Genomic DNA, 17,011 nt, shown 5'->3' with positions numbered 1-17,011 from the left:
TCCTTCCATCCCGAGGAGACCGCTCGTGTCCGCACCGACTCCCGTCGCCGTCACCGGCGCCGAAGGCTTCATCGGCTCGCATCTGGTGGAGGCGCTCGTCGCCGACGGCCACCGGGTCCGGGCGATGGTGCAGTACAACTCCTTCTCGTCCTTCGGCTGGCTGGAGACGCTGCCGCAGGACGTCCTCGACCAGGTGGAGATCGTCCTCGGCGACGTCCGCGACCCCGGCTCCGTGCAGGGGCTGGTGGCCGGCACCGAGGTCGTCTACCACCTGGCCGCACTGATCGCCATCCCGTACTCCTACCGCGCCCCGCACAGTTACGTGGAGACCAACGTCACCGGCACCCTCAACGTCCTGGAGGCCGTACGCCACCTGGGCATCCCGCGCCTGGTGCACACCTCCACCAGCGAGACCTACGGCACCGCGCAGACCGTGCCCATCGACGAGGACCACCCGATCAACACCCAGTCGCCGTACGCCGCCTCGAAGGCCGGCGGCGACCGGCTGGCGGACAGCTACCACGCGAGCTTCGGCCTGCCGGTGGTCACACTGCGGCCGTTCAACACCTTCGGGCCGCGGCAGTCGATGCGCGCGGTGATCCCCACCGTCATCGGGCAGGTGGCCGCGGGGCAGCACACCATCACCCTCGGCGACCTGCGCCCCACGCGTGACTTCAGTTTCGTCAAGGACACCGTGGCCGCCTTCCGCGCGGTGGGCACCGCCCCCGCCGAGGCCGTGCTCGGGCGCACCTTCAACTCCGGTACCGGCGAGGAGATCTCGGTCGGCGACCTGGTCGCCCTCATCGGCAAGCTCATGGACGCCGACCTCGACGTGCGGGAGGACAGTGCCCGGGTGCGCCCGGCCGCCTCCGAGGTGATGCGCCTGGTCTGCGACTCCTCCCGGCTGCGGGCCGCCACCGGCTGGGCGCCGGCGCACACCCTGGAGCAGGGTCTCGCGCAGACCATCGCCTTCTTCCGCGACCCCGCCAACCTCTCCCGCTACAAGACCGGCATCTACAACGTCTGACGTTCTCGGCCCACCCACGCCGCACCACAACCGTGTGCCGCCCGCGGGGCGGCACAAGAGAGGAACGGCACCGACATGCACGCAGTCATCCTCGCCGGAGGCAAGGGCGTCCGGCTCCGCCCGTACACCACCGCACTGCCCAAGCCCCTGGTGCCCATCGGCGACCGGCACGCCATCCTCGAGATCGTCATGCGCCAGCTGGCGGGCGCCGGGTTCACCAGCTGCACCCTGGCCATCGGACACCTCGGGCACATCATCCGCGCCTACGTGGGCGACGGCTCGCAGTGGGGCCTGCGCGTGGACTACACCACCGAGGAGAGCCCGCTGGGCACCATGGGCCCGCTGCTGACCATGACCGACCGGCTGCCCGAGCGGTTCCTGGTGATGAACGGCGATGTCCTGACCGACCTCGACTTCGGCGACGTGCTGCGCGACCACACCGCCTCCGGCGCGCCGCTGACCATCGCCACCTATCCGCGCCGGGTCAGCATCGACTTCGGGGTGCTGACCACGGAGGCCGACCGGGTCGTGGCCTTCACCGAGAAGCCCAGCATGGACTACCGGGTCTCCATGGGCGTCTACGGTGTCAGCCGCGAGGCGCTCGGCCGCTACACGCCCGGTCTGCCGCTGGGCTTCGACGAGTTGGTGCTGGACCTGCTGGAGGCCGGCACCCCGCCGCGCGCCTATGATTTCGGCGGGTACTGGCTGGACATCGGCCGGCCCGACGACTACGACCGGGCGAACGCGGAGTTCGCCGTCCGCCGCGACATGCTGATCAAGGGAGTGTGACCGGCCCCGTGCGCATCCTTCTCCTCGGCGCGACCGGCTTCCTGGGCCAGCACGTCGCCGAGCGCCTGCGTGCCCTGCCGGGCGCGCTGGTGCTCGAGGGCGGCCGCTCCCCGCGCGCCGCCCTTCCCCTCGACCTCTCGGCCACGTACCCGGACCGGCTGATCTCCGCGCTGCGCGGCGCGGCCCCCGACGCCGTCGTCAACTGCGCGGGGGTGGTGGGCGGCAGCGCCCTGGCCCTCACCGGCGTCAACGCCCGCGGCCCCGCGCTGCTGTGCGAGGCCCTGCACGCGGCGGCTCCCGACGCGCGCCTGGTGCACCTGGGCTCGGCGGCCGAGTACGGTCCGGCGGACGGCCACCGGCCGGCGGCCGAGGCCGGCCCGGTGCGCCCGGCCGGGCTGTACGGCGCGAGCAAGCTCGCCGGCACCCTCGCGGTGACCGGATCCGGCCTGGACGCGGTGGTGCTGCGGGTGTTCAACCCCGTCGGCCCCGGCGCCCCGGCCGCCTCCCTGCCCGGCCGGCTGGCCGGCGCGCTGCGCGCGGCGGGACCCGACGGCCGGGTGAAGACGGGCGACCTGTCGGCGTACCGCGACTTCGTGGACGTACGGGACGTCGCGGAGGCCGTCGCCCGGGCCGTGACCGCCCCCCGGCCGCTGCCCGCCGTCCTCAACGTCGGCAGCGGCACGGCCCGCCTCGTGCGGGACGTCGCCGAGGGGCTGCTGCGGGCGGGCGGCTTCACCGGGCCCGTGGGCGAGCGCGTCGACGAGCAGGGCGACGGCTCGCCGCGCTCGGCCGCCGTGCCCTGGCAGCAGGCCGACACCACCGCCGTCACCCGCAGCCTGGGGTGGACGGCGCGCCGTTCGCTGGAGGAGTCCCTGGCGGATCTGTGGGCCGAGGTCCGCGACCGGCCCGAGGAATGCCTCCGGTGACGTCCGGGCGGCTGCTGGTCCCGCTGTACGTCCATCCCGGCGAGGGGCCCGAGGCCTGGGAGGCCCTGCTGCGCGAGGCCCCGCGCCTGCACGCGGTGGTGCTCAACGCGGCCGACGGTCCCGGCGACCGGCCGGATCCGGCCTTCCGTGCGGCGGCCGGACGGCTGCGCGCCGCGGGCGTCGCGCTGCTCGGGTACGTCGACACCGGGTACGGCCGGCGGCGCACCCGCGCCGTGGTCGCCGACGTGCGACGGCACCGCCGGTGGTACGAGGTGGACGGCGTCTTCCTCGACCAGGTGCCGGTGCACGCCGCCCATCTGCCCCGCTACCGCCGGCTGGTGCTGGCCGCGAAGGTGCTGGGCGCCCGCAGCGCCGTGCTCAACCCCGGCACGCACCCGGACCCCGGGTACGCGGAGCTGGCCGACGTGCTGGTGACCTTCGAGGGGACGTGGGAGGACTACCGCCGGGCGCGGGTGCCGGCCTGGACGGCCGACCACCCGCCGCAGCGGTTCTGCCACTTGGTGCACGCGGTGCCCGAGGGGCGGGCGCACGAGGTGGCGCGCACGGCCGCCCTCCGCGGCGCGGGCGTGCACTGCGCCGTACCGGGCACGGGCGCGAACCCCTGGCGCAGCGCCCCGCCGCCGGCCGGTGCGCAGGAGGTACGGGAACACGAACGGGGAGGAACGCGGTGAAGGACCGGCGCCTACGGGCCGGGCTGCTGGGCGTGCTGCTGCTGGTGCTGGCGAGCTGCTCGTCGGCGCCGGGGGACGACGAGGACGCCGAGCCGGAGGGGAAGCCGACGGCCACCGCGCCGGACGCAAGCCCCACGGCCGGTGCGCCGACCCCCTCGGGACGGCCCGGTGAGCGCTGGCAACCGCGCCCGGGCACGGCCTGGCAGTGGCAGCTGGGCGGGAAGCTCGGCGAGGCCGACACCTCCCTCGACGTGCCCGTCTACGACATCGACGGCTTCGAGAACACGGCGGCCACCGTGGCGGCGCTGCATGCCCGCGGCCGGAAGGTGATCTGTTACATCAACGCCGGTGCGTGGGAGGACTTCCGGCCGGACAAGGACGCGTTCCCCAAGGGGCTGCTGGGCCGGAAGAACAAGGGCTGGGACGGCGAGAAGTGGCTGGACATCCGCCGTCTGGACGCGCTGCGTCCGCTCATGGCGGCCCGCATGGACATGTGCCGTCAGAAGGGCTTCGACGCGGTCGAGCCGGATCTGACGGAGGGTTTCCGCAACGGCACGGGCTTTCCGCTGACGGCCGCCCACCAGCTGGCGTTCAACCGGATGCTGGCGCGGCTGGCGCACGAGCGCGGGCTCGCGGTGGGGCTGAAGAACGACCTGGAGCAGATTCCGGCACTGGTGGGCGACTTCGACTTCGCGGTGAACGAGCAGTGCGCGCAGTACAAGGAGTGCGAAAAGCTGACGCCCTTCATCAAGCAGAACAAAGCGGTCTTCCACGTCGAATACGACCTGCCGACGGAGAAGTTCTGCGGCGAGGCGAAGCGGCTGGGGCTGAGTTCGATGCGCAAGAAGCTGGAGCTGGACGCCTCGCGCGAGCCGTGCTGACGGGTGGTCGGCTACCGGCGGTAGCCCGCCTTTCGTTGCAGGACAGGCGGTATGGACAGGCGATGGTTGCACCGTTTCGCCCGAAGTGAAGAAGTTCACAGATGCCGCTGCGGGTGCGGGATCCGGGCGGGCGATGGTGCAGGATCTCTCGTCGAACACAAGATCCCGTCACCGAGGCGGGCCACCCGGGCGGAACGCCGAGTCCTGCCGCCGCACCGGGTGCGGAATCGATTCGTCGATCGGCAGGAGCGGGAGACCCAAGCGGTACGGACCACGAACGCGGTGGTCCTTGGGGTGAAGCCAGACACTGGCCGGGCAACTTCGCAGCCCGAACCCGACAGGTCATCTTTCGCAGGCGGATGCCGAAGGGCTGTGGCATGTCTGCATTGCCTCGCATACCTGCACTCGTTTCCCGGGCCGGCACCGCGTCGGCCCTGACCGCCGCCACCATCGCGGCATCGGTCCTCGTTCCCGGCCTCGCCCCCGGCGCCTCCGCGGCGACCACCGGCGAGCAGGCCCTGAGGGTCGCGGCCTCCAAGGCCGGCTCCCCCTACCAGTGGGGCGCCACCGGCCCCAACCGCTTCGACTGCTCGGGCCTGACCCTGTACTCGTTCAAGAAGGCGGGCAAGAGCCTGCCGCGCACCGCCGCCGACCAGTACAACCGCACCCGGCACATCTCCGCCGGCTCCCGCACACCGGGCGACCTGGTGTTCTTCCACTCGGGCAGCAACGTCTACCACGTCGGCATCTACGCGGGTAGCAACACGATCTGGCACGCCCCCAAGCCGGGCACCACCGTGCGCAAGGAGCGCATCTGGACCGGCAGCGTCTGGTACGGCCGCGTGGGCTAGGACCGAACACCCCCGTCCTCGCCGGCCGCCGTCAGGCGACGGCGAGGACGATCTTGCCGGTGAGGTGGCCGTGCTCGCTCTCCCGGTGGGCGTCGGCCGCCTCCTCCAGGCGGTAGATGCGGTGGACGGGCAGCTGCAGCAGTCCCGCCTCGTGCAGGGCGAGCGCCTCGTTCAGCGCGGGCACCGGCCGCACCTCCCGGCCGCCGGAACTGAAGCGGGCCCCGTGCAGCCGGGCACCCTCGGCGTCGGCGATCGACACCACCCGGTCGGCGCCGCCGGTCACCTCGACGGACACCCACACGGCATCGCCCTTGCCCACGGCGTCCAGCGCCGCGTCCACCCGGCCGGGGGCGGCCGCCTCGCGCACCCGCTCGGCGAGCCCCTGCCCGTACGTCACCGGGATCGCGCCGAGGCCGCGCAGGTAGGCGTGGTTGGACTCGCTCGCCGTGCCGATGACCCGCACCCCGCGGGCCCGGGCGAACTGCACGGCCAGGGTGCCCACGCCCCCGGCGGCGCCGTGGACGAGCAGCGTCTCGCCGTCGCCGAGGTCCAGCAGCTCCATCACCCGCCGGGCCGTCTCGGCGGCCACCGGCAGGGCGGCCGCCTCCTCCCAGGCGAGCGAGACGGGCTTGACCACGACCTGGTCCTCCCGGGCCAGCGCCTGCTCGGCGTAGGCGCCGGTCACGGTGCGGCCGAACACGGCGTCGCCCGCCCGCACCTGCGTCACGCCCTCCCCCACCGCCTCGACCAGGCCGGACGCCTCCACCCCGGGAATGTGCGGCAGCTCCAGGGGGAAGGTGCCCGCCATGGCACCGCTGCGCAGCTTGTGGTCGAGCGGGTTGACGCCGGCGCAGCGCACCGCGATGCGGACCTGCCCCGGCCCGGGGGCGGGCAGCGGCACCTCGACCGGCCGCAGGACGTCGGCCGGTCCGTACGAGCTGAAGGAGATCGCCTTGATCGTCGTCATGGGATCACCCTGATCGACGACCGGCCGATTCGCCGCCAGGCTGGCCGCACCGCCACCCGGATACCGTGCTCCGGGGCCGGCGCCTACGCCCCGTCCTCGGCGAGCCGCTTGACGCCTTCGAGGGTGGCCCGCATGCCCGCCTTGAACTCCTCCAGCCGCATGGCCACGAGCTCCTCCTCGCGGTCGGGCATCCGGGCTATGGCCACGCTGATCCCGGAGGGCGCGGGGCCTATGCGCACCGACTGGCGCAGCAGCGTGGCCGCCCCCTCCGGGCCTTCGGGCTCCAGTTCGAACTTCCAGGTGGCCATGGGGTGGGCCGGGTCGGCCTCGCCGCCGCCGTAGTGGCCGTCGGGGTCGGTGACCGCCCAGCTGAACAGCCGCTCGGTGACCAGGCCGACGACGTGGGAGACGGTCCGCCACTCCCCCGCGTACGGGTGGCGGTTGAACCCCTCGAAACGCGCGCCCGGCTGCACACCGGTGGCACCGTCCAGCCAGGCCGTGCTCTGGAGCTCGGTGCTCAGGCGGGCGGGCAGGCCGATGTCCGTCACGAGCTTCCACACGACGGCCGGAGCCGCGTCGATGCGAATCTCCTCCTGTGCACCCGGGGCGTCCGCCAGACGCATGATGTCTCCCTCCCACAACTGAACATGACAAACCGTTGGGCACAGTGTGCAACACCCCTCGGTGGCGGATGCCACGGCGGGTCCGGTTCACCGCACGTCCACCGGCCGTGCGCACCGCTGGGGGATGCTGGAGGATGTGACAGCGCAATTCGTGGTCTCGGTGCACGACGTCGCCCCCTGGAGCTTCTCGCGGACCCGCGAGTGGGTGGCCGAACTGGAGTGCCGCGACGTGCCGGCGACCCTGCTGCTCGTACCGGGCGCCTGGCGCGGGGTGCCGCTGGCGGACGACCCCGCCCTCGTCCGGTGGCTGCATGCCGCCGCGCGGCGCGGGCACGAGCTCGCCCAGCACGGCTTCACGCACCGGGCCGTGCCCGGCGGCCCCCGCCACCGGCGCCTGCTGAACCGGCTCCTGGCCCGCGGATGCGCCGAGTTCTGCGCGCTCGGCGCGCACGAGGCCGCCGACCGCCTCGCCCGGGGACGGGCGGAACTGGCCCGCGCCGGGATCCACCCGGAGGGCTTCACCCCGCCCGGCTGGCTCGCCTCCCCCGGCACCATGGCGGCCCTGCGCGCCTCGGACCTCGCCTACACCACCTCCCACCTGGCCGTGCACGACCTGCGCACCGGCCGGCGGCACCGCCTGCCCGCCCTGTGCCACCGCCCCGGCGGCCTCGGCGAGCACGCGGCAGCCCGCCTCCTGCCGTGGGCGGCCTGCAGATGGGCGCGCCGAGGCCGGTCCTTCCGTATCGCCCTGCACCCGGCCGACCTGGCCCGGCCCGGGCTGCGCGAGAGCGCACTGGAGGCGATCGACGCGGCGCTGGCCGCGGGGGCGGAGCCGCTGACGTACGCCGAGCTGGTGGCGGTACGCAGGCGGACAACGCCGTGAGGATCGTGCAGCTCGCCAACTTCTACGGCCCGCAGTCGGGCGGCACGCGCACCACGCTCGACGCGCTCGGGCGCGGCTATGCCGCGGCGGGCCACGAGCGGGTGCTCGTCGTGCCGGGAACCCGGGCCTCCTGCGAGCGCGACGCGACGGGGCTGCGGTGCACCCTGCCGGGTGTGCCCGTGAGCGGCGGCTACCGGATCGCCCTGCCGACGCCCGCCCTGCGCCGTCTGCTCGACCGCCTGGCGCCGGACGCGCTCGAGGTCTCGGACAAGCTCACCCTGCTGGGCGCGGCCGGCTGGGCCCGCAGGCGGGGCGTACGGTCGGTGCTGCTGTCCCACGAGCGGCTGGACGCGATCCTGGCCCCCTGGCTGCCGGCGTGGGTGCCGCTCCGTCCCGCCGCGGACGCCTGGAACCGCCGGCTCGTGCGGGCGTTCGACGCCGTGGTGGGTCTGTCGGCCTTCTCCTGCGCCGAGTTCGCCCGCATCGGTGCACCGGTGCTGCACCGGGTGCCGCTGGGCACCGACCTGGACGTCTTCTCCCCCTCGGCAGCGGCGCCCGGGACCCCGAACGGCGTGCGGCTGGTGTACGTGGGGCGGCTGTCACGGGAGAAACAGCCCCAGCTGCCGATCGAGACCCTCCGCGTGCTGCGGCAGCGCGGGGTCCCGGCCCGGCTGGACGTGCTGGGCGACGGCCCGGAGCGCCGCCGCCTGGAACGGCGGGCGGCAGGCCTGCCGGTCCGCTTCCACGGCTACCTCACGGACCGACACGCGCTGGCGTCCCTGACCGCGACAGCAGACGTGGCCCTCGCCCCCTGCCCGGCCGAGTCCTTCGGCCTCGCGGCACTGGAGGCCCTGGCCTGCGGCACCCCGGTGGTGACCACCGACCGCGGCGCGGCCCGGGAACTGCTGGCGCCGGGCGCGGGCACGGCCGTGCCCCCGGAGGCGGCGGCAATGGCGGACGGGGTGGAACACGTACTGGCCCACCCGACGCCCGCCCGGCGAACGGCGGCCCGGGCCCGGGCCGAGGAGTTCCCCTGGACGCGGACGGTGGCCCGGATGCTGGCGGTGCACGGTGCGCCGACGGGCGGCAATGCGAGGAGACGTCATTCGTAGGGCAGGCGGTCGCGGGCGCGGTTGCCGGCCCAGAGGACGACACGGATGTCCGACCAACGGTCGGGGCTGGGATGGCTGCTGCATACGAGCTTGTGGGCCATCTGACACTCGTTGGCCGGTGGCACGGTTCCGTGTTGTTTGACGACTCGGCCGTCGCGGGTGGTGAACCACCGGCAGTCGACGGGGACCACTGTGACAGACAGCGGCTTGGGTTCGAGGAGGATCCAGCGTCCGTCGTCAATCTGGCGGAGATCTTGTTGCCATCCGCATGCGGGGCAGGTGGGTGTGACCGGTCGGTGGTGGGTTACGCCTTCTTCGAAAGTCTGCAGATCGTCGAAGGTCGGCTCGGCGGCTTGTTCTTCGTTTCCCCCCATTCGGTGCAGTTTGCCTGGGTGCAGCGTTCCCGGTGAGTCGGATGGCGGCCGTTTGGGCTGGTGTGCTTGGGGGTTGGTGAGCTGCTGTTCGGCTTGAGGGTTGTCCGACAGCCCGGAGCTTGCACCAGTGTTGGCCGACGGGGCGGTCTTGCCGTTGAGCGCATGGGGTGGATTCGCTGCTACCAGACGATGACGCCACCGCCCTCGGCCCTGGCGCGCAGTGCGGCGGCAACGATGTTGGCGAAGCGCTCGCCGACGTACTCGGCGTAGTAACCACCTTCGCCGGCAAGGCGGTCGAGGTGGGGACGGACCATCTCGCATTCGGCGAGGAAGCCGTCGACCTCGTGCGGCTCGACGATGAGGTCGCAGTCGGCGAGTTGGGGGAAGAACCGGGCGCCCAGGGCCCGCATGCCCTCGGATCCCCACAGCTTGGTCCGGGTGTTCTCGAAGCCGGCCAGGGTCCTGGCGTCCACCAGGTCGTCCAGGAACTCGCGGTCACCGTCGGCGTCGTAGACATAGATGCTCACGAGGAGACTCATGGGGTCGATTCTCCGAGGCGGAACTCCCTCACGTCGAACACATTGCCGTCCGCCGGTCCCCGCGGTGGACCGGCAGGCGCACACAGCCTTCACGAACGGCGGGAACGCTCCGCACCGGCGGCGCGTCCCAGCCAGTGTGGCCCGAACGCGCACGGCCTCGCGGCACCGTGCGTCGGGGGAGGGAGGGGCACATGGACGAGGGGCAGCGCCGCCATCCGCTGGTGGCCGGGCGCTACCGGCTGCTGGAGGAACTGGGGCGCGGCGGCATGGGGGTCGTCTGGCTCGCGCTGGACGAGGTGCTGGACCGCGAGGTCGCGGCGAAGGAGGTGCGGGCGCCGGAGCACCTGTCCGACGACGACGTGCGCGTGCTCTACGCGCGGCTGAAGCAGGAGGCCAGGGCGGCGGCGCGGATCAGCCATCCCAATGTGATCACCGTGCACGACGTGGTCGAGCAGGAGGGCCGCCCCTGGATCGTGATGGAGCTGGTGCGCGGCGAGTCCCTCGACCATGTGCTGCATCAGGAGGGCCCGTTGCAGGCCAAGGAGGCCGCCCGGGTCGGGGGGCTGGTGCTGCAGGCACTGCGTGCCGCGCACGCCGTCGGGGTGCTGCACCGCGACGTCAAACCCGCGAACGTCCTGCTGGAGGCCGGCGGCCGGGTGGTGCTCACCGACTTCGGGATCGCCCTGGTCGAGGGGGCGGGCACGCTGACCCGTACCGGTGACCTGATCGGGTCCGCCGAGTACCTGGCCCCGGAGCGCGCCATGGGCCGGCGCCCGGGGATCCCCTCCGACCTGTGGTCCCTGGGCGCCCTGCTGTACGTGGCGGTCGAGGGGGTCTCGCCGTTCCGCCGCGGGGACCCGCTGAGCACCCTGCGGGCGGTCGTGGACGAGTCGCCCGACCCGCCGCGCCGGGCAGGGCCTCTGGCCCCGTTGCTGGAAGGGCTGTTGCGCAAGGACCCGGAGGCCCGCATGGGCTCGGCCGAGGCGGAGCGGCTGCTGGAGGCGGTGGCCAGCGGCCGGGTGACGGAGGCGCCGGGGTACGTGCGCACCACGGTGGACCGCCAGGTGCGGCCCCCGGCGCCGGACCCGACGCCCACGTACGTCCCGTACGTCCCCGCGCCGGCCGTCCTGCAGCAGGGCGCCCCTGCGGCGCCTCCGCAGCCGGTCGCGCCCGCCGGGTACGGCGCCCCGTACCCGGTGCCCGCCGCATCCCCGCGCCGCATGGCCGCCCGGGTCGTCGCGGCCGTCGTCACGCTGCTGCTCGTCGCCGGCGGCACGATCGCGCTGTTCGCCCTGCGCGGCGGCGGTTCGGGGGGCGGGCAGTCGCCGGGCGGGGGCTCGGTGTCGGCGCCCCAGCAGGTGAGCGGCTCCGACGACCAGGGCGCCACGGACTCGGCCGAGCCCACGCCCACCCCGACGTACGAAGACCCCACGCCCACGCCCACGCCGCAGGGGACGTGCAACGGCGGCTGGGTGACATCCTGTTGACAAGCCAGACCGGCCCACGGGGGTGCGTCCTGTGAAGCGCAAACGGATAGGTGTCCCGTCCCTGCTCGCCGTCTGCGCGCTGCTCGCCGGCGCGGGCGCGGCGGGCTGCTCCTCGGACTCCTCGGGGGGCGACGGGCAGCGGATCTCCCTGGAGGCCGCGGGAGTGGTCGCGGCCAACCCCTTCCTCAAGGCCCCCGAGGCCGACCTCCCGGGCACCAGGCCCCTGCCCGGGGCCCGGGCCGGGGGCGCCTTCGGCGGCACGCCGGGAAAGACGCACTGCGACAAGCTCAAGCTGATCGCCCAGATCACCGCGGACCCGGTCGAGGCCGCCGCCTGGGCGAAGGTGCGCAACGTGCCCGTGGAGCGCATCGGCGAGCACATCATGGGGATGAACGAGGATGTCGTTCCCGAGGACACCCTGGTGAAGAACCACAACTACGAGGGCAACGGCAGGACGGTGGAGTACCTTTCCGTCCTGCAGTCCGGCACCGCGATCCTGCGCGACCCCTACGACAGCCCGGCCGTCAAGTGCAACTGCGGCAACCCGCTGCTGCAGCCGGACCGGAAGGTCGACCGCGCCTCGGCCACGTACACCGGGACGCGCTGGCAGAGCTTCGAGGTCACGCAGATCACCGTCGTGGTGACCCGCACGGAGGAGCAGGGACCGCGCAGGACTGTGCCGTACGTCGACGTCCAGCACCCGGACCGGGGCTTCGACCGCCCGGCCGGCAGCAGCAACGGCGCGGACGACAGTAGGACGTACCCGGTGCCGCTGCCGAAGCCCCCGACGCCGTCGGCGTCCGGGGCATCGGGCAGGCCGACCGGTGGCGCTTCCGGCTCCTCGTCCGGTGCTCCGTCCGATTCCCCGTCCGGTTCCTCGTCCGGTTCCTCGACGGGGATGCCGTCCGGCACGCCCTCCGGTTCGCCCTCGTCCGGATTGCCTTCCTCCGCGGCGCCCTCCGACGCACCGACCGGATCGCCGTCCCACAGGCCCTCGTCGGCGCCGCCCACCAAGGTTCCTCCCACCAAGGTCCCGCCGACGACGCGCATCCCCGCGCCGGTGACGTCCGAGCCCCCGCCGCGCAGCCATGCCCCGTCGTTGGTGCCGACGGGCGGGCCCCCGACCCGGGAGCACACCACCGCCGCTCCCCCGCCGACCGTCCGTACGGCGCCGCCGCGTTCGATCACTCCGCCGGAGCACTCGGCCAACGGCCCGTCCGCCACAGGTGCGTGATGGCGTCGGCGATCCGGCGCGAGGTCTCGTCGGTGAGTCGTCGCGGGTCGCCGTCGACCGCCGCGAGGTCGGCCAGGAAGCGGCCGACCGCGGGGCGGCCGAGGCGTTGAAGGGTGGTGTCGTGGTGGGCCCCTACGAGCCCGGTGGCGCGCAGCCGGGCCTCGTCGAGGCCGGTGAGCCGTACGGACAGTTCAACGAAGCCCGGGTGGTCGTCGGGCGGTACCGCATCGTGCCGTGTCATGGTCGCCTCCCCGCGGGGAACGACTGCCCTGCGGCGCCGCCCGGTTCCCGTCAGCACTGTCCGTCAGCACTGCCCGTCAGCGCTGCACCAGGTCGGCGGGGTCGGTGTTGGCGCCGCACAGCACCACGGCGACGCGCTCGCCGCCGGTGGGGGTATAGGCGCCGCCCGTCAGGGCGGCCAGGGCGGTGGCGCCGGCGTGTTCGACGACGAGGCGGCGGTCGTCCCACAGGGCCCGGCGGGCGCGGACGATCTCGCTGTCCGGGACGAGGACGCACCGGACGCCGGGGTCGGCGGCGGCGTGCAGGGCGGCTTCGGAGACCCGGCGGGCGCCGAGGGCGTCGGCGGCGACGGAGTCGACGTCCACGTCGACGACGTGGCCCGCGCGCACGGCGGCGTGCAGGGCGCTGCTGTGCTCGGGCTCGACCGCGACGACGCGGATGCCGTGCTCGCGGGCGGCGGTGGCCACGCCGGCGAACAGGCCCCCGCCGCCGACGGCGACGACCACGGTGTCCAGGCCGGGGACGCGCTCGCGGATCTCCTCCAGGAGGGTGCCGGCGCCGGCGGCGATCAGCGGGTGGTCGTAGGCGTGGCTGGCCAGGGCGCCGGTGCTCGCGGCGAACTCCTCGCAGGCGGCCAGGGCCTCGGCGTACTCGCTGCCCACCAGGCGCACGTCGGCGCCGTAGCCGCGCAGTTTGGCGACCTTGACGTGGGGGGCGTTCTCCGGGAGGAAGACGGTGGCCGGCACGCCCTGGTGGCGGGCGGCCCAGGCGCAGGCCAGGCCGGCGTTGCCGCCGGAGGCGATGGTCACCCCCGCCGCGGGCAGGGTGCCGGCGTCGCGGTGGGCGGCGAGGAAATTGTGGGCGCCGCGCGCCTTGAAGGAGCCGGTGTACTGCAGGTGTTCGAGGGCAAGGAGGACGTCGCCGTCCCCCTCGGCGACGGTGACCGGGCGGACGTGCCCGGCCACGCGGGAGACGGCAGCGGTGACGTCGTCGTAGGTGAGGCGATACACGGGTGGACGGCTCCTAGCGCTGTGGCGGTCTGCCCTGCCAACGCCGTACTGCCGTCACCGGGTTCCCGGAGGAGCCATGCGCAACGGGGTGAGTTGTTCGATGTCGTAGCGCTTGCGCAGCTCGGCGACGGCCTCCTCGTCCACGGGGGGACCGGAGTTCAGGATCTCGAAGAGCTCGTCGAAGTAGCGCTCGTGGTCGGGCGGGGGCGCCGCCTGGAAGAACATGCGGGCGGGTTCGCCGGTGGGATTGGCGAAGGCGTGGGGGCAGCCCGGGGGGACGAGGATGACGGTGCCGGGCGTGGCCCGGACGCAGCGCTGCCCGGAGGCCGACTCCCACGCGCGCCAGCTGTCGCGGGTGCGGATCCGCGGTTCGAAGGCGAGGACGTCCAGCTCGCCCTCCAGCACGTAGAACAGCTCCTCGCTGCGCGTGTGCAGATGGGCGCCGACGTCGAAGCCCGGGGGGACGACGACCTCGAAGCTGGAGGCGGCTCTGGAGTGCTCGCCGGTGACCTTGAAGGTGACCTGTTGGGCAGGGGTGACCAGGGTGCGGCCCGATCCGGGGGGCACGACCAGGCCGTCGGGTGCGCTGAGGAGCGTCATGGTGCGGGGCCCTTTCCGGCAGGTGCTTCACCAGGCGACGGGCAGGTTCACCAGGCGACGGGCAGGTTCTCCGGGCCGCGGATCAGGGCCCGGCGCTGCCAGCGGACCTCCTCGGGCGGCACCGCGAGGCGCAGCCCGGGGAAGCGCCGCAGCAGGGTGGAGATGATGATCTCGGACTCCAGCCGGGCGAGCATCGACCCCAGGCAGAAGTGCGGTCCGTGACCGAAGGACAGGTGGGGGTTGTTCTCCCGGTCGAAGTCGAGCTCGTGGGGGCGCTCGAAGACGGACGGGTCACGGTTGGCCGTCAGGTACGAGGAGTGGACGACCTCGCCCTTGCGGATGAGGACCCCGCCGACCTCGACGTCCTCCATGGCGATGCGCCCCAGGCCCACGGCGTTGCGGTGCGGGACGAAGCGCAGCAGCTCTTCGAGGGCCTGCGGCAGCAGGCCGGGCTCGGCGCGCAGGCGGGCGAGCTGATCGGGGTGGGTGAGCAGGGCGTAGACCATCTGGGCACTGTTGTTGCGCACGGCGTGGGCGGCGCTGGCCTGGATGAGCAGGGCGACGGCGACGGCCTCGGCGAGGGTGACGTTGCCCTGGTCGACGGACTGGGCGAGCTCGCCGGCCAGGTCGTCCCGGGGCTCCGCGCGCCGGCTGTTGAGCAGGTCGGTGAGGTAGCCGGCCATGGCGTTCTTGGCATGTTCGCTGGCCTCGCGGCCGTGGCCGGCGGAGAGCTGGATCTCCGTCCACTGCGCCATCTGCGGCCGGTCGGCCGGGGGCACGCCCATCAGGTCGCTGATGACGGCGAGTGGCAGCGGGCCGTGGAGGTGCTGCACCAGGTCGGCGGGCGGGCCCTCCTGCTCCATCTCGTCCAGGAGCTCGTCGGCGGCGCGCTGGGCGGCCGGACGCAGCCGGGCGAGGCGGGGGGCGGTGAACGACCGGGCGACCGACTTGCGCAGCCGGGTGTGCTCGGGCGGGTCGGCGAAGCCCACGGCCTCGTCCAGCGGGATGAAGTGGGGCGCGAGGCGGGTGATGGGGCGGCCGAGAACGGCCTGCCGGCTGAAGCGCGGGTCGGAGGTGACGAACTTGACGTCCTCGTAGCGGGTGACGAACCAGGCGTGGCCCTCGCCGTTGGGCAGCTTGATGCGCGAGACGGGCTCGTCCCGAAGGCACGCCTCCATGAAGGGGTCGAAGGCCAGCCCGTTCAGGTCCGGTACATCCCAGAAGCGTACGGGATGCTCTTCCGATACCGATTCGGTCGTCGTCATTGGCAGCACACCCACCCGTGTATGTGAACACCTCGGTCCGAGAGTCAAATTTGCCCCGATTCGCGGGGATCAGCAGCGCCACGCCCGGGAATTCACCCGTTCGGCGCAGCCGGGGGCGCGGGGGCTCATCGATGGTGTGACGGACGGGCGTGGCGCCCCCGGCGGCGCGGGGCCCGGCAGCACGCTGTGGCGCGTGAACCTGCCCGTGAGACGGCTGTGCGCCGTGCTGCTGACGGCCTGCCTGGCCGGTGCGCTGCCCGGCACGGCCGGCACGGCCGGCGCCCGGCCCCGGGACGGGCGCGCGGCGCGCCCCTCGCCGATCGTGGCCGCCGACCAGGCGACGCGCTCGGTGTATGTCCTGGACGCCGAACGCACCCGATGGGACGCCGACGACGCCGAGGACGGCCCCGAGTCGGGCGTGCTGTGGTCGTGGACCGCGGACGGCCGCTCGGGCCTGGCCGACCTGGACCCCGCGACCACCTGGACGAACCCCAGCGAGGTGAAGTTCCGCACCCTGGACGGCAGGCGCTACCTGCTCGCCACGGCCTCGGGCGGCCTCGCGGCCGTGATCGGCTACCCCGGCCGCGGCGTGTACTGGGCGGCCGACACCGGCACCGGCAACGCGCACAGCATCGATCTGCTGCCGGACGGCAACGTGGCCGTCGCCGCCAGCACCGGCGGGTACGTGCGGCTGTACGCGGCCTCGGCCGGCCCACGCGCCACCCGGCACGCCCAGGTGCCGCTGCCCGGGGCGCACGGCGTGCACTGGGACCCGCGGACCGGGCTGCTGTGGGCACTGGGCAGCCGCCAACTGCTCGCCCTCGACGTCGACGGCCCCGCGGACGACCCCGGGCTCACCGTCGTGCGCCGGGTGCCCCTGCCCAGCGGCGGCGGGCACGACCTGGCCCCGGTGCTGACCCGGCCCGGCCGGCTGTGGGTGACCACGGCATCGGCGGTCTACCAGTACTCGACGACCGAGCGCGCCTTCGTCGCGTACGCACAGCAGTCGCGGATCAGCGGGCCCGACGTCAAGAGCATCGGCGACGACCCGCGCACGGGCCGGGTGCTCGTCGCCCGACCGGAGCGCGGCCACCCCTGCGAGTGGTGCACCTCCACCCTTGTCCTGTACCGGCCCGACGGGACACGGACGCTGCTGCACGGCGGCATGTACAAGGCCCGCTGGTGGACGACGGCCCGGGGCGGGTGAGCGTACGGCGCGCCATAGGGGCGCGAGGCAGTACCCATCTGCGGCTGCGCCGCGTGGGCGCGATCAGCCAGCAACGGCCCGCAGTCGACGCGCCGGGGCGAAACGCAGCACCCCGTCTGCGGGCACGTCCTGGCTTGTCGCGCAGTTCCCCGCGCCCCTACGGGGCGCCGTGGTGGCGCGTGACGAAGATACGCCGGACACGCCCTAGCTGTGTTGTCCCGGCAGGTTGGTGACACGGCTGGCGGGTGTTTGGCCTGCGATGCCGGTGTGGGGTCGGTGGTAGTTGTACCAGTCCAGCCAGTCG

The 17,011-nt window shown here is 73.9% G+C and carries 19 protein-coding genes and 1 riboswitch; of the genes, 11 read left to right on the top strand and 8 right to left on the bottom strand.

Going from position 1 to position 17,011, the window contains the following annotated elements; genetic code table 11:
• Positions 1 to 25: 25 nt before the first annotated feature.
• From AB0K17_RS28205 to AB0K17_RS28180, 6 genes are all read left to right on the top strand, one after another.
• On the top strand, positions 26 to 1,027 hold the full coding sequence (locus AB0K17_RS28205) for a GDP-mannose 4,6-dehydratase (protein WP_365984699.1): 1,002 nt from the start codon (positions 26 to 28) through the stop codon (positions 1,025 to 1,027).
• 75 nt (positions 1,028 to 1,102) lie between these two features.
• Entirely contained in the window at positions 1,103 to 1,816 is a 714-nt protein-coding gene (locus tag AB0K17_RS28200) for a sugar phosphate nucleotidyltransferase (protein WP_365984698.1), read from the top strand.
• 8 nt (positions 1,817 to 1,824) lie between these two features.
• Positions 1,825 to 2,742 carry an NAD(P)-dependent oxidoreductase gene (locus AB0K17_RS28195; protein ID WP_365984697.1) on the top strand — a complete coding sequence of 306 codons (918 nt, stop codon included), beginning with the start codon at positions 1,825 to 1,827 and terminating at the stop codon, positions 2,740 to 2,742.
• Positions 2,730 to 3,434, top strand: a complete 705-nt coding sequence (locus AB0K17_RS28190) for a spherulation-specific family 4 protein (protein ID WP_365984696.1) — start codon at positions 2,730 to 2,732, stop codon at positions 3,432 to 3,434. The genes AB0K17_RS28195 and AB0K17_RS28190 overlap by 13 nt, the downstream gene beginning before the upstream one ends.
• The gene (locus AB0K17_RS28185) at positions 3,431 to 4,315 is read left to right on the top strand and encodes an endo alpha-1,4 polygalactosaminidase (RefSeq protein ID WP_365984695.1); all 885 of its coding nucleotides are present in this window, start codon (positions 3,431 to 3,433) and stop codon (positions 4,313 to 4,315) included. The genes AB0K17_RS28190 and AB0K17_RS28185 overlap by 4 nt, the downstream gene beginning before the upstream one ends.
• Before the next feature lie 223 nt (positions 4,316 to 4,538).
• Positions 4,539 to 4,689: riboswitch (cyclic di-AMP (ydaO/yuaA leader) on the top strand.
• Between the two features lie 3 nt (positions 4,690 to 4,692).
• Positions 4,693 to 5,166 (top strand): C40 family peptidase, encoded by a 474-nt coding sequence (locus AB0K17_RS28180; RefSeq protein ID WP_365969325.1) that lies wholly within the window; start codon positions 4,693 to 4,695, stop codon positions 5,164 to 5,166.
• Between the two features lie 31 nt (positions 5,167 to 5,197).
• On the opposite strand, the gene AB0K17_RS28175 is transcribed toward AB0K17_RS28180, so the two are convergent.
• Both AB0K17_RS28175 and AB0K17_RS28170 read right to left on the bottom strand, forming a co-directional pair.
• A complete protein-coding gene (locus tag AB0K17_RS28175) occupies positions 5,198 to 6,124 on the bottom strand; it encodes an NADP-dependent oxidoreductase (RefSeq protein ID WP_365984713.1) in 927 nt (308 codons plus the stop codon).
• A gap of 92 nt (positions 6,125 to 6,216) precedes the next feature.
• Positions 6,217 to 6,756: an SRPBCC family protein gene (locus AB0K17_RS28170; RefSeq protein WP_365984694.1), complete on the bottom strand. Its 540-nt coding sequence runs from the start codon at positions 6,754 to 6,756 to the stop codon at positions 6,217 to 6,219.
• A gap of 136 nt (positions 6,757 to 6,892) precedes the next feature.
• Between AB0K17_RS28170 and AB0K17_RS28165 the strand changes: the two genes are divergently transcribed.
• Both AB0K17_RS28165 and AB0K17_RS28160 read left to right on the top strand, forming a co-directional pair.
• Positions 6,893 to 7,639: a polysaccharide deacetylase family protein gene (locus tag AB0K17_RS28165; RefSeq protein WP_365984693.1), complete on the top strand. Its 747-nt coding sequence runs from the start codon at positions 6,893 to 6,895 to the stop codon at positions 7,637 to 7,639.
• Positions 7,636 to 8,751, top strand: a complete 1,116-nt coding sequence (locus tag AB0K17_RS28160; RefSeq protein WP_365984692.1) for a glycosyltransferase — start codon at positions 7,636 to 7,638, stop codon at positions 8,749 to 8,751. Before AB0K17_RS28165 ends, AB0K17_RS28160 begins: the two co-directional genes overlap by 4 nt.
• Here AB0K17_RS28160 and AB0K17_RS28155 read toward each other — a convergent pair.
• Positions 8,742 to 9,125 carry a DUF6083 domain-containing protein gene (locus tag AB0K17_RS28155; RefSeq protein ID WP_365984691.1) on the bottom strand — a complete coding sequence of 128 codons (384 nt, stop codon included), beginning with the start codon at positions 9,123 to 9,125 and terminating at the stop codon, positions 8,742 to 8,744. The two genes, AB0K17_RS28160 and AB0K17_RS28155, sit on opposite strands and share 10 nt — an antisense overlap.
• A 179-nt stretch (positions 9,126 to 9,304) precedes the next feature.
• A complete protein-coding gene (locus AB0K17_RS28150; RefSeq protein WP_365984690.1) occupies positions 9,305 to 9,664 on the bottom strand; it encodes a hypothetical protein in 360 nt (119 codons plus the stop codon).
• Positions 9,665 to 9,855: 191 nt separating this feature from the next.
• On the opposite strand from AB0K17_RS28150, the gene AB0K17_RS28145 reads away from it, so the two are divergent.
• Positions 9,856 to 11,151: a serine/threonine-protein kinase gene (locus tag AB0K17_RS28145; RefSeq protein ID WP_365984689.1), complete on the top strand. Its 1,296-nt coding sequence runs from the start codon at positions 9,856 to 9,858 to the stop codon at positions 11,149 to 11,151.
• Between the two features lie 31 nt (positions 11,152 to 11,182).
• Positions 11,183 to 12,385, top strand: coding sequence for a DUF6777 domain-containing protein (locus tag AB0K17_RS28140; protein ID WP_365984688.1), 1,203 nt, complete (start codon positions 11,183 to 11,185; stop codon positions 12,383 to 12,385).
• On the opposite strand, the gene AB0K17_RS28135 is transcribed toward AB0K17_RS28140, so the two are convergent.
• From AB0K17_RS28135 to AB0K17_RS28120, 4 genes are all read right to left on the bottom strand, one after another.
• Complete coding sequence (locus AB0K17_RS28135) at positions 12,336 to 12,626, bottom strand: hypothetical protein (protein WP_365969332.1); 291 nt, start codon at positions 12,624 to 12,626, stop codon at positions 12,336 to 12,338. The genes AB0K17_RS28140 and AB0K17_RS28135 overlap by 50 nt on opposite strands.
• 76 nt (positions 12,627 to 12,702) lie before the next feature.
• Positions 12,703 to 13,635 (bottom strand): serine/threonine dehydratase, encoded by a 933-nt coding sequence (locus AB0K17_RS28130; protein WP_365984687.1) that lies wholly within the window; start codon positions 13,633 to 13,635, stop codon positions 12,703 to 12,705.
• 54 nt (positions 13,636 to 13,689) lie between these two features.
• Positions 13,690 to 14,235 (bottom strand): cupin domain-containing protein, encoded by a 546-nt coding sequence (locus tag AB0K17_RS28125; protein ID WP_365984686.1) that lies wholly within the window; start codon positions 14,233 to 14,235, stop codon positions 13,690 to 13,692.
• Positions 14,236 to 14,282: 47 nt separating this feature from the next.
• Positions 14,283 to 15,500, bottom strand: a complete 1,218-nt coding sequence (locus tag AB0K17_RS28120; protein ID WP_365984685.1) for a cytochrome P450 — start codon at positions 15,498 to 15,500, stop codon at positions 14,283 to 14,285.
• A 193-nt stretch (positions 15,501 to 15,693) separates the two neighbouring features.
• Between AB0K17_RS28120 and AB0K17_RS28115 the strand changes: the two genes are divergently transcribed.
• Positions 15,694 to 16,707 (top strand): DUF6528 family protein, encoded by a 1,014-nt coding sequence (locus AB0K17_RS28115; protein ID WP_365984684.1) that lies wholly within the window; start codon positions 15,694 to 15,696, stop codon positions 16,705 to 16,707.
• Positions 16,708 to 17,011 lie beyond the last annotated feature (304 nt).

It is taken from the genome of Streptomyces sp. NPDC049585 (assembly GCF_040675615.1).
Classification (GTDB): Bacteria; Actinomycetota; Actinomycetes; order Streptomycetales; family Streptomycetaceae; genus Streptomyces; species Streptomyces luteosporeus.
Note: the sequence above shows the minus strand (reverse complement) of the source record. Positions and strands in the feature narration are given on the sequence as shown.